The sequence below is a fragment of the Kaistella chaponensis genome (assembly GCF_900156725.1).
Taxonomy (GTDB): domain Bacteria; phylum Bacteroidota; class Bacteroidia; order Flavobacteriales; family Weeksellaceae; genus Kaistella; species Kaistella chaponensis.
Genome location: NZ_FTOI01000010.1, coordinates 120,577 through 131,771, shown reverse-complemented (window position 1 = coordinate 131,771; position 11,195 = coordinate 120,577). Strand labels below are relative to the sequence as shown.

At 35.8% G+C, this 11,195-nt stretch carries 11 protein-coding genes; 5 read left to right on the top strand and 6 right to left on the bottom strand.

The features are described from left to right. The first annotated feature begins 233 nt into the window (after nt 1–233). Together BW932_RS11080 and BW932_RS11075 are read left to right on the top strand one after the other, a co-directional pair. Nucleotides 234–1,325 carry a tyrosine-type recombinase/integrase gene (locus tag BW932_RS11080; RefSeq protein ID WP_076387568.1) on the top strand — a complete coding sequence of 364 codons (1,092 nt, stop codon included), beginning with the start codon at nt 234–236 and terminating at the stop codon, nt 1,323–1,325. Nucleotides 1,326–1,754: 429 nt separating this feature from the next. Next, nucleotides 1,755–2,483 (top strand): hypothetical protein, encoded by a 729-nt coding sequence (locus BW932_RS11075; RefSeq protein ID WP_076387567.1) that lies wholly within the window; start codon nt 1,755–1,757, stop codon nt 2,481–2,483. 241 nt (nt 2,484–2,724) lie between these two features. On the opposite strand, the gene BW932_RS11070 is transcribed toward BW932_RS11075, so the two are convergent. The 4 genes from BW932_RS11070 to BW932_RS11060 form a co-directional block, all read right to left on the bottom strand. Continuing rightward, a complete protein-coding gene (locus BW932_RS11070; RefSeq protein ID WP_076387566.1) occupies nt 2,725–3,105 on the bottom strand; it encodes a DoxX family protein in 381 nt (126 codons plus the stop codon). Between the two features lie 189 nt (nt 3,106–3,294). Continuing rightward, nucleotides 3,295–3,588 (bottom strand): GNAT family N-acetyltransferase, encoded by a 294-nt coding sequence (locus tag BW932_RS14415; protein ID WP_245820722.1) that lies wholly within the window; start codon nt 3,586–3,588, stop codon nt 3,295–3,297. A 6-nt stretch (nt 3,589–3,594) separates the two neighbouring features. Next, the gene (locus tag BW932_RS14410) at nt 3,595–3,837 is read right to left on the bottom strand and encodes a hypothetical protein (protein WP_245820720.1); all 243 of its coding nucleotides are present in this window, start codon (nt 3,835–3,837) and stop codon (nt 3,595–3,597) included. A 98-nt stretch (nt 3,838–3,935) separates the two neighbouring features. Further along, a complete protein-coding gene (locus BW932_RS11060; protein ID WP_076387565.1) occupies nt 3,936–5,714 on the bottom strand; it encodes an AMP-dependent synthetase/ligase in 1,779 nt (592 codons plus the stop codon). Between the two features lie 242 nt (nt 5,715–5,956). Between BW932_RS11060 and BW932_RS11055 the strand changes: the two genes are divergently transcribed. The 3 genes from BW932_RS11055 to BW932_RS11045 are packed head-to-tail and all read left to right on the top strand — an operon-like array spanning nt 5,957 to nt 7,868. Next, on the top strand, nt 5,957–7,105 hold the full coding sequence (locus BW932_RS11055; RefSeq protein ID WP_076387564.1) for an acyl-CoA dehydrogenase: 1,149 nt from the start codon (nt 5,957–5,959) through the stop codon (nt 7,103–7,105). A 16-nt stretch (nt 7,106–7,121) separates the two neighbouring features. After that, complete coding sequence (locus tag BW932_RS11050; RefSeq protein WP_076387563.1) at nt 7,122–7,487, top strand: hypothetical protein; 366 nt, start codon at nt 7,122–7,124, stop codon at nt 7,485–7,487. Between the two features lie 60 nt (nt 7,488–7,547). Next, a complete protein-coding gene (locus tag BW932_RS11045; protein ID WP_076387562.1) occupies nt 7,548–7,868 on the top strand; it encodes a hypothetical protein in 321 nt (106 codons plus the stop codon). Between the two features lie 39 nt (nt 7,869–7,907). On the opposite strand, the gene BW932_RS11040 is transcribed toward BW932_RS11045, so the two are convergent. Together BW932_RS11040 and BW932_RS11035 are read right to left on the bottom strand one after the other, a co-directional pair. Continuing rightward, nucleotides 7,908–9,053 (bottom strand): DUF4349 domain-containing protein, encoded by a 1,146-nt coding sequence (locus BW932_RS11040; protein ID WP_076387561.1) that lies wholly within the window; start codon nt 9,051–9,053, stop codon nt 7,908–7,910. 434 nt (nt 9,054–9,487) lie between these two features. Then, entirely contained in the window at nt 9,488–11,086 is a 1,599-nt protein-coding gene (locus BW932_RS11035) for a peptide chain release factor 3 (RefSeq protein ID WP_076387560.1), read from the bottom strand. Nucleotides 11,087–11,195 lie beyond the last annotated feature (109 nt).

The following is an 11,195-nucleotide window of genomic DNA, read 5'->3' as shown; positions in this document are numbered from 1 at the left end:
ATCAAAATATTATATTTTGATTCTTTTAATCCCTGATTTATACACCAATCTTTTCAACAAAAAAACCAATCTGGCTTATAAAATTGCGCTCTAACTCTCAAATATACGCAAGTTTTTTTAATATCAAAAATATTTATTTTACTGATTGTTAGTGCTTTATATTTTTTCTCTATTGCGTATTTTGTATATCTCTTGAAAAATTTTTACTTTTGCGTATTTTAAATATCCTATTTATGGAAATAGTAAATGCAGTTAAATTTTTAGATCAAAGTTTGTTTAGTTTTTCTCTAGGCAATCATAATGGTAAATACGTTATTTGGGTTGTTTTTGTGAAAGATTTTCAATTAATAAAAATATTAAAAAATACTTCTCAACCAAAATGGAGCAATTCTAAAAAAACTTGGTATCTGCTTGATAATACTTTTAATAGAGAAATCTGCAATTTACCCGCAAAAATTATTGGTAAAGATGCATTGTTGAAAATATCACAAGTGAATATTCCAGAGTTTGAAAAATATCAAAATATGCTCGTTTTAAAGGGATTTTCTCCAAATACAATTAGAACATACTCGATAGAATTTGCACAACTTCTTTATATTATAAAAGATTTTCCGATTCAAAATTTGAGTGCTGATAAACTACAAAGCTATTTTTTATACTGTCACAAAAATCTTCAGCTTTCTGAAAATGCAATACATAGCAGGATGAATGCGGTAAAATTCTATTTTGAAAAAGTATTGCACAAAGAGAAAATGTTTTTTGATATACCGAGACCAAAAAAACAACAAAAACTTCCAAAAGCGCTCAATACTTCAGAAATTTCTAAAATTATTGCCAACACAGATAATCCTAAACACAAATTAATTTTGCAATTATGCTATGGAATGGGTCTTCGAGTGAGTGAAATTGTAAATTTAAAAATTGAAGATATTGATAGCAAATCTATGCGGGTCTTAATACAACAAGGTAAGGGAAAGAAAGACCGCTACGTGAATCTTCCGGAAAGTATTTTGCAGGATTTGCGATCGTATTACAAAAATTTTAAACCAAAAGAATTTCTTTTTGAAGGACAATACGGAGGAAAATACGCGATAAGAAGCGCACAATCGGTCTTTAAAAATGCAATGAAAAAAGCCGGAATTTTTAAAACGGTAGGTATTCATAGTTTACGCCATAGTTATGCAACGCATTTGTTAGAATATGGAACCGACATTAGTTTGATTCAAAAATTAATGGGGCACAATGATATTAAAACCACCCTAAACTACACCCATGTTGCAGATAGAACTATTTCTAATGTGCAATCGCCTTTAGATAAACTTTAAAGTATTTTTCAAATCGTGTTTTCTGCTTTTTTGAAATAGAAAGTTTTCTCACAATCAAAAATACGAGCGATATCGCTTTGAATTAAAGTACTTTAATCCCCATTTCTGCAAGTCGCTATTCCAATTGAAATGGATTATTCTTCTTTCTCCACCTGCACTTCAAAAGAAAAATATTCCCCAAAAAAACCATTCAAAAAAAATACCCATTACCTTTTTCTTATTTTCTTAATATGAAGTATATTTGTCTTACAGGCAAACTGCTTCATTCCACCCATTTCCTGCATTTCTCTAACCTAAATCCATTACAAGTCCATATCGAGTCTATAAAAAATATAGAGCAAATATGCTTTTGAATTGATTTAATCTGTAATTTTATAAAAGATAGGGTATAGAAACTCCCTACAAAGTCCCTTCAAAAAACACAAAACTATGGCAAGAATCTCCAAAAATGGCAATCTCAGCGGTGCGGTTGGGAATTTGGTTTTTGTACAAAATGGCAAAGAGCAATACGTGAGAAGCAAACCCCACAAAGTGAAACAATCTGCCGAAACCAAAAAAGCAGCTTCGGTCTTCGGATGGGTAAGTTCGAGAGATAAGGAATATAGAAGGGTAGTCGTAGAAAAATTTTCTCTCCTCACCGACAGTCGTTATGCAGCGAGACACCGCGTAAGAATGGCAAAAACTTTAGGTACCCCAAATCCTGTTCCGCCTGCAACGGGCGAATTATCCTTTCAAAATCCAGAAGCTTTAGTGGGATTTAATTTTAATGCCCATTTGCTTTGGGAGAAAGCTACCCAGTTTTACCCAGAATATACATTAGATGAATTAGGACATGTAAAGGTGAAAATCCCGGCTTTACATTGGGGAAAACAAATAAAATCCCGGAAGAAATGCAAAACTGCCCACCTGAAATTAGAAGCTTTTTCCCTCGATCCCAACGCAGAACCTCTTGAAATCACTGCGATTTCTTCCGTGAATTTTCTCATATCTCCCACCCAAAGTCAGGAAGCTACGATTTGGGATTTTGTTTTGCCTACCAACAAACCTTGGATCGTGGTTCTTGGGATTTTAAGTTTTGATTTAGGACGGTCTCATTTAAGTGCAGCTGAAACAACTTCTACCACTTATCTTTGGGCAAAAAATAGCGCTAATTTTTGAAAGAAGCTCCGAAAAACAGTTTTAAACTCAGTGCTCATCAACACCTTTTTGCCAATGGGTAAACCAAGTGGTATAATCTTATTTTCTCCTTTTCCCACGACAAAATTTTCTGGATTAGACCTTTCTTTGCATCAAATAATCAAGTCGAACCCGCCACCAAAAACAGGTTTGTGTAAATTCAAAACTTCTTTTGCATTCCCATCGAAATGACTCTAAGGATAAATAAGGGCTATAATTGTAATTATTTAGAATGGGTTGAAGCTGAATTTAATTGATGATAAGAATAGTAAGAAACAAGCAAAACCGCCAAAATAATTAATGGGAAAAACGATTGGAAATTAAATCCATCCACGGCGAAATGACTGATGCTTGCAAAAATAAAGTCGAAGGCAAAACCTGCATACGCCCATTCTTTTATTCGTTTTGGAACTTGTGGAATGATTAATAATAATGCGCCTACAACTTTGAAAACGACCAAAACATTCCCAAAATATTCGGTATACCCTAAATGTTTGATTCCTTCTTTCGCCATTTCCGTTTGCGAAGTAAAAGCCAGCATTACGCCTTCCATTAAAAAGATGATCATGGTGGTCACCCAAAAGATAATTTTTTGATTTTTCATGGTCCTGTTTTTTGTTTTTTATAAAAATAAGATACATTATTAAAATAAATTTTTAAAAAAGAGCCATCAAAATTAAACGCAACGCTTAACCCCTTTTTGATTCCAACGAAGGAAGGATCTCATCTTTTAGATGAAATAATTGACGCTGCTTTGTTGCATGCAGATTTAGAGGGGTGATCATCGACTTCTTTAAGTGATCACCAAATCAAACTCGACTTCTCCGTCCTCCGTATCGCGTGTTTTTTTTAAACCTAATCTTTCTAAAAGTTGAATGGCTTTCTTATTTTGCGGGGTGGTTGCTGCCCAAATTCTTTTTAAATTCATGGTTTGGAGTCCAAAGGTAATGGCCAATTCCAGGGCAGAATTCATCAATCCTTGTCCGCAGTATTGCGATAGAAGGACGCAACCTAGTTCGCCTGCTCCTTGTTCAAAACCTCTGTAATACCCGCAAGTTCCCACCATTTTACCCGACTTGTTTTCCACAATTCCTCAATGAATGGAATTCCCCGCTTTGTAATCCTTGGTGATTTTCGAATTCATTTCTGCAGCTTCTTCCATAGTCTTTGCGGGAATCGCATTGTAAAATGAAATTTCTCTCAAGTCCGGAATATCAGAATATTGAATTTCCCTCAAAGTGATGGTTTCGTTGGCAACAACCGGAAATACTTCAAATGGTGGTTTCGTAATGGGATTCATTGGATGATTGGGTGGGTTAAAAAGAGGGTTTTCCATTAAATTTAATAAAAAAGCACAGCTAAAGAAACTGTGCTTATCATTAATTGATCTTTTTTAAAGAAAAATTCTAAAGGTTAAAATCTGAAGCTTAAAAGTTACTCCGTATGTCCATACATCGCATTGTAGAGTTTTAGATATCTTTCTTTCACTGCTTTTCTTTTTAATTTTAAAGTAGGAGTAAGCAATCCGAGTTCGATGGTCCAAACTTCTGGGGTCAATTCGAATTTTTTGATCTGTTCCCAATTCCCTAATTTCGTGTTGAGGTAGGCGATTTCTTTGCCGATTCGTTCTTTCAATTCGGGGCTTTTTGCCATTTCTTCAGGGGTAGTTCCGATATTGATTGCTTTTCTTTCTGCCCAATGTTTGGCAAAGTTAAAGTCGGGCTGTATAAAGGCACACGGCATTTTTTCTCCGTCTCCAACCACCATTACTTGCTCAATAAATTTAGAGCCTTTTGCTTGGTTTTCAATGACTTGTGGCGCAATGTATTTTCCGCCAGATGTTTTGAACATCTCTTTCTTACGATCGGTAATGTGCAGATATCCTTCATCATCAATATGTCCGATATCGCCTGTCCGGAAAAAACCTTCCGGTGTAAATGCTTCAGCGGTTTGTTCTTCGTTTTTAAAATATCCTTTGAAAACTGAAGGTCCTTTTACCGTAATTTCCCCATCTTCCTGAATCTTCACGTTGAGGTTTTCTAAAACATGACCCACCGTTCCTAGTTTTATTTTTCCGAAACTGTTCACAGAGATTACCGGTGATGTTTCTGTTAAACCATATCCTTCCAAAATAGGGATTCCTGCATTCTGAAATAACTTATTCAATCTCGGAGCTAAAGCGGCAGATCCGGAAACCAGCGTAATGATATTTCCTCCCAAACCTTCTCTCCATTTAGAAAACACGAGTTTGTCTGCAATTATTTCTTTTAATCCAGAAGGTTTTCCCAGTTGCATTTTGGCTTTATTTACACCGAGTGCCCACAAGAATATTTTAGATTTTAAACCACCTGCACTTGTTCCTTTGTCGTAAATTTTATCATATACTTTCTCGATCAAACGTGGAACTACCGACATAATATGAGGCTGAACTTCTTTGATGTTTTCGCCCATTTTCTCAATGCTTTCTGCAAAGTGAATGGAGTAGCCATTGTATTGATAAAGGTAAAACAACATTCTTTCGAAAATATGACAAATCGGCAAGAAGCTTAAAATTTTGATGTCTTGGTAATCCATTCCTTTCACGCGCGGAATTCTGGTATTCGAAGCGATGACATTAGACACAATATTTTGGTGGGTCAACATCACGCCTTTTGGTTTACCCGTGGTTCCAGAAGTGTAAATAATGGTCGCCAAATCTTCAGAATTGATGCTTTGCGAGAGATCGTCCACTTCACTTTGGGTGTCATCATCTTTCCCAAGATCCAAAACTTCTTTCCAATTGGCAGTTCCTTCGATCTTGTCAAAACTGAAAACACCTTTTAAAGTAGGTACATTTTGTTTGATTTTTGAAACCTTATCCAGCAAATCTTTGTCGGAAAGAAAACAGTACTGAACTTCGGCATTGTTGAAAATATATTCGAAATCATCGGAAGAAATACTTGGGTAAACCGGTACAGAAACTGCCCCGATCTGCGAGATTCCTAAATCCATAACTGCCCATTCTGTGCGGGATGCAGTGGTAATAAGCGCGATTTTATCTCCAGGTTTTATTCCTAATTTTAAAAGTCCGCGGGAAATTTGATTTCCCAAATGACAAAATTCATTGGTGGAAGTTTTCTCCCATTTTCCGTCATATTTCGTGATGAACATTTCATCTTGCGGATATTTTTGCAATGCTTCATGAGCAAAATCGAAAATTCTTTTTATAGACATAGCTTTATTTTTCTAAGTGGTGCTTTATTTTGGCTAAAGTACTTTTGCATTTTTGTAAAAATATAATTTTTATTTTAAACAGCAAAAAGTATTTTTGTTTCTTAATTTTTAAGTAAAATGCTTATATTTATCCTTAATTGTTTACAATTTTTTCTATTTTAAGAATTATTGATAGACTTGCATAATTTGTTTTTCACGTTTAAGAAATTATGTAAATTTACCGGCAACATATAAACTTTTTTATGAATTTTAATTTATCAGAAGAACAGTTGATGATTCAGCAAGCTGCAAGAGATTTTGCTCAAACTGAACTTTTACCTGGAGTTATAGAAAGAGACAACCAACAGAAATTTCCGCACGAACAAGTAAAGAAAATGGGGGAAATGGGTTTCCTTGGAATGATGGTTGATCCAAAATACGGCGGTGCCGGAATGGACAGTGTTTCTTATGTTCTCGCCATTGAAGAAATTGCAAAAGTTGATGCTTCTGCGGCGGTAGTAATGTCGGTAAACAATTCTTTGGTTTGCGCCGGATTAGAAAAGTTCTGTAATGAAGAGCAGAAAATGAAGTACTTGAAACCACTCGCAAGTGGGGAAGTGATTGGTGCTTTTGCATTGTCTGAGCCAGAAGCTGGTTCTGATGCAACTTCACAACAAACCACTGCGGTTGACCATGGAGATCATTACATATTAAATGGAACCAAAAACTGGATCACCAATGGTGGTACTGCAACGTATTATATTGTTATCGCGCAAACCGATCCTGAAAAGAAACATAAAGGGATCAACGCATTTATCGTAGAAAAAGGTTGGGAAGGATTTGCAATCGGTCCGAAAGAAGACAAACTCGGGATTAGAGGAAGCGATACGCATTCCTTATTATTCACCGATGTGAAAATTCCGAAAGAAAACAGAATCGGGGAAGATGGTTTTGGATTTAATTTCGCAATGGCGGTTTTAAATGGTGGTAGAATTGGGATCGCTTCTCAAGCGTTAGGAATTGCTTCCGGAGCTTATGAACTGGCCTTAAAATATGCACAAGTAAGAAAAGCCTTCAAAACAGAAATCATCAATCACCAAGCAATTGCCTTTAAATTAGCAGACATGGCAACCTCCATTATGGCGGCAAGAATGTTGTGTTACAAAGCAGCTGTGGAGAAAGATGAAGGAAAAGATATTTCTGAAATCGGCGCAATGGCAAAACTATATTCCTCCCAAGTTGCAATGGATACAAGTATTGAAGCAGTTCAAATTCACGGTGGTTACGGTTATGTAAAAGAATACCATGTAGAAAGAATGATGCGCGATGCAAAAATTACTCAGATTTATGAGGGTACTTCAGAGATTCAGAAAATTGTAATTTCAAGAAGCATCGTTAAGAATTCTAAATAATAAAAACTCCCACTTCATGAAATATTTTTGGATCATTCTGGTTGCTGTTCTCCTCTTTATTAGTGGATTTGTTTATTACAAATACTATTTCGTCTTTGGTGAAGGCGTAAAATCTGGAGTCTTAAATTATGCAGTGAAAAAGGGAAATATCTTCAAAACTTACGAAGGAAAACTCATTCAACAAGGTTTCGGAGCCAACTCAAAAACCGGAAGTTTAACGAGCTATGAGTTCGAATTTTCGATTGAAGACGAAGTGGTTTTTAAACAGTTAGAAGAGAACAACGGAAAAACCTTCGATTTGCATTACAAAGAATACCACGGTGTTCTTCCGTGGCGCGGAAATACCACTTATGTTGTAGATAAAGTGGTGAACATGAAATAGCCAAGCAATAATTGGATTTTAAAGTCCAGTAACGCTCAATTTGGCGATTGCAAATGACCCATGATGAACAGTCAAAAAATTCATTTGAAATATAAAAAGAAATCCTTTCAAACAGTTGAAAGGATTTCTTATTTTTGGGCCATGAAAGAATTGATATTAAAAAGAGAACGTGTTGTTCATTTGCTGTCTTTAGGACTCATCGCTGTTTCTCTGTTTCTCAAAGATCCGAATCAGAAAATGAGTGTTTTGGTGGTTGGGATTTTAGGCATATTGCTTTTATCAATTTTAAAGAAGCAAAAAATCCTCACCATTATTTACGTTGTTTTACTAATCGCAGCTGGAATCTTTTTTTATGTGATGACAGGCGGAAAGCTAAGTTGATTCAACGCTTTCTCATTTTCTCTTTTTAAAGTGTTCCACTTATTCTTTCGGTAAATATTTGGAATAATCGGGTTGATCATTTTTTGCGGTTTCCGTTTTCTCAATGCTTTCTGTTGGAATTTCCTCTTTTTGAATGGGTTCTGGGTTTGATTCTGGTTGGATGTTTTCAAGGGCTTTCTGTTCTTTATTTCGCTTGTTTCTGCGCACAAAATACCAAATAAGTCCTGCAATGAGGAACAATGGCCAAAAAGGAAGAATCGCAATAAACACGGTTCCTAAAACCGCAAAACCATCCATAAAAGCATTTGAAGATTTAGAGCCGAAAGTATTGGAGTCTTTTTCCGTTTCGCCTTTACTTAAAGCGTTTCCCGCGAGTTGGTCATTTTGAACCAATGTAATTTCTACATCGCCCATTTGTCCAGAAACATAATCCATTCCTTCAGCGGTGAGTTCTTTTGTTTTTAAAGTTCCAATTTCCGCAGAAACATCATCCACCAATTGATCAAAATGATTGAGCGGCACTTTCACCGTTACATATTCTCTTTGAAAACCTTCCGTCTGACTGTAATTTTCTGTCACCAAATCGGCATTGTTCGCTCTGATTTTCTCTTGCAAAAGCGATTTCGCAGTTTCCAGATTTTCGACTTCAATTTCTATTTTGGCTGTTTTCACCAATGGATTTCGCTCCACAATGGGTGGAATAACCACGGTATTATTTTGATTTTTTTCCGCAGTATTGGGAGACGGTCTTTCTGTCGGTGTTTGGCGTTTTGTTTGGTTAATGATTTGATCAGCTGCCTTGGTTAGAACTTTAATGGCACTTTCACCATTTTTAATAGATTCATTCGCAGAATCCAACGTTTTCACGACTTCCGTTCCGACCCCGACATTTTTTGTAATTTTTTCAATCTCTTTATTAATGGAGTCAATTTGGTAACCACCATTTCTGAAGGTACTGTCGATTACTTTTTTCTGTTTCTGAATTTCTGGAAGAATAACTTTGTTTGGAATGCCATTAGAATCATTAATGGTTTTGGAAATAGAATCCAAAGTTTTCAGACCGTCATTTGCTTTGGTGAACAGACTGTCTGCACTTTTTATAGAATCTGTGGTTTGCTGAATGGTGTTTTTATCACAAGAAATTAATGCACTCGCAATAAAAAAGGAAAGAAGGATTTTCTTCATGATTTTATTTGGTTTTATAACTAGAAGTAGAATCAAATAGTATTCCTTTCAAAATAAAAAAAAGCTCTTAAAAAGATTAAGAGCTTGATTTTTTGGCTTTTGCAAATCAATTTACAAGAACTTTACAAACTTGAAGAAGAGGTTTGTTTCCAATTATTCTTCGAATCATCAAGTTTTCAAGGCAGGAAATACAAAAGTTAATATTTCTTTCGAAACCTCATTACTACAAATGAAGTGCACTTTTATAAACCCTATTTCTCCTTAAAAAAAGCTGAGCTGATTGTTGTTTTAAAAATATAGAGCGAAAATGTTTTTGTTCTTGAAAATACTATTGCTGCTTAAATTCACTAATAAAAGGATTCCAACCTTGTCAAGGTTTTAAACCTTGATAAGGTTCATTCTCTCCAAAATCAGCCTAATCAACGAGACATCATTTATTGTGCATTCTTAAATTCACTGATAAAATGCAGTTTCACATTCGGGAACTTCTCTTGCGTCATGTGAATCGTAAACGAAGAATCTGCCAAGAAAACAGGTTGTCCGTATTTGTCTTTCGCCATAAATCGCTGTTTCAAACGTGCGAATTCCTTGAACTCTTCTGATTTTTCGTCTGCTTCAATCCAACATGCTTTGTGAATTGAAAGCGGTTCGTAATTGCATTTTGCGCCGTATTCATGTTCCAATCGGTACTGAATAACTTCGTATTGAAGCGCACCAACAGTTCCAATAATTTTCCGGTTGTTCATTTCGAGCGTGAATAATTGCGCCACTCCTTCATCCATCAACTGATCGATTCCTTTTGCCAATTGTTTCGCTTTCAACGGATCATCATTATTGATATAGCGGAAATGTTCCGGAGAAAAACTAGGAACACCTTTGAAAGATATTTTTTCGCCACCTGTCAAAGTATCGCCAATTCTGAAATTTCCAGTATCGTGAAGTCCTACAATATCTCCCGGAAAACTTTCGTCAACCACTTCTTTTTTGTCTGCGAAAAAGGCGTTTGGCGAAGAAAACTTCATTTTTTTGTTTTCTCTTACCAATAAATAATTTTCATTTCTCTTAAAGGTTCCAGATACGATTTTCACGAAAGCCAATCGGTCGCGGTGTTTCGGATCCATGTTGGCGTGAATTTTAAAGATAAAACCGGTAAATTGTTTTTCTTCAGGTTCTACGAGTCTTGTATCGCTTTCTTTCGGTTGAGGTTTTGGCGCGATTTCGATAAAAGCATCCAACAATTCCCGAACTCCGAAATTATTTAAGGCAGAACCAAAGAAAACTGGCTGTAAATCCCCATTCAAATAATCTTCTCGGTTAAATTCTGGATAAACCGATTGCACCAATTCCAGCTCTTCTCTTAAATTGGAAGCCGCTTTTGCACCGATGATTTCATCAATTTTAGAATCATTGATGTCATCAAATTTGATCGCTTCGCCAACTTTCTGTTTTTTCTCTTCTAAAAATAACTGAATATTATTTTCCCAGATATTATAAATTCCTTGAAAATCGCCGCCCATTCCGATAGGTAAAGAAAGCGGAACTACGGTTAAACCTAGTTTTTGTTCCACTTCATCTAATAAATCAAAGGCATCTTTTCCTTCACGGTCTAATTTATTGATGAAAACCAGCATGGGAATATTCCTCATTCGGCAAACTTTCACGAGTTTTTCCGTTTGTTCTTCGACTCCTTTTGCAACATCGATTACGACGATGACCGAATCCACAGCGGTTAAAGTTCGATACGTATCTTCCGCAAAATCTTTGTGACCGGGAGTATCGAGGATGTTTATTTTGTGATTTTTATATTCAAAAGCCAAAACGGAAGTCGCTACAGAAATTCCTCTCTGTCTTTCAATTTCCATAAAATCGGAAGTGGCGCCTTTTTTAATTTTGTTAGATTTTACGGCTCCAGCTTCTTGAATAGCGCCTCCAAAAAGAAGCAGTTTTTCAGTAAGCGTGGTTTTTCCCGCATCGGGATGCGAGATAATTCCGAAGGTTTTTCTTCTTTCTATTTCCTTGATCAGTTCTGACATAATAAATTTTGAGACTGCAAAAATCGTGTTTTTTTGTGAGACTTGAAAATGGAAAAATTCCCGTCTCACAGAGGGGTCGCAAAATTCTTTGAATTTTGATGGGGTGTTA

What these genes read in the sequence shown, in the direction of transcription:
- BW932_RS11075 (WP_076387567.1), top strand. Translation starts at nt 1,755, where the DNA reads ATGGCAAGAATCTCCAAAAATGGCAATCTCAGCGGTGCGGTTGGGAAT.
- BW932_RS11050 (WP_076387563.1), top strand. Translation starts at nt 7,122, where the DNA reads ATGAAATATTTTTGGATCATTCTGGTTGCTGTTCTCCTCTTTATTAGT.
- BW932_RS11040 (WP_076387561.1), bottom strand. Translation starts at nt 9,053, where the DNA reads ATGAAGAAAATCCTTCTTTCCTTTTTTATTGCGAGTGCATTAATTTCT.
- BW932_RS14410 (WP_245820720.1), bottom strand. Translation starts at nt 3,837, where the DNA reads ATGGAAAACCCTCTTTTTAACCCACCCAATCATCCAATGAATCCCATT.
- BW932_RS11045 (WP_076387562.1), top strand. Translation starts at nt 7,548, where the DNA reads ATGATGAACAGTCAAAAAATTCATTTGAAATATAAAAAGAAATCCTTT.
- BW932_RS11060 (WP_076387565.1), bottom strand. Translation starts at nt 5,714, where the DNA reads ATGTCTATAAAAAGAATTTTCGATTTTGCTCATGAAGCATTGCAAAAA.
- BW932_RS11055 (WP_076387564.1), top strand. Translation starts at nt 5,957, where the DNA reads ATGAATTTTAATTTATCAGAAGAACAGTTGATGATTCAGCAAGCTGCA.
- BW932_RS11080 (WP_076387568.1), top strand. Translation starts at nt 234, where the DNA reads ATGGAAATAGTAAATGCAGTTAAATTTTTAGATCAAAGTTTGTTTAGT.
- BW932_RS11035 (WP_076387560.1), bottom strand. Translation starts at nt 11,086, where the DNA reads ATGTCAGAACTGATCAAGGAAATAGAAAGAAGAAAAACCTTCGGAATT.
- BW932_RS11070 (WP_076387566.1), bottom strand. Translation starts at nt 3,105, where the DNA reads ATGAAAAATCAAAAAATTATCTTTTGGGTGACCACCATGATCATCTTT.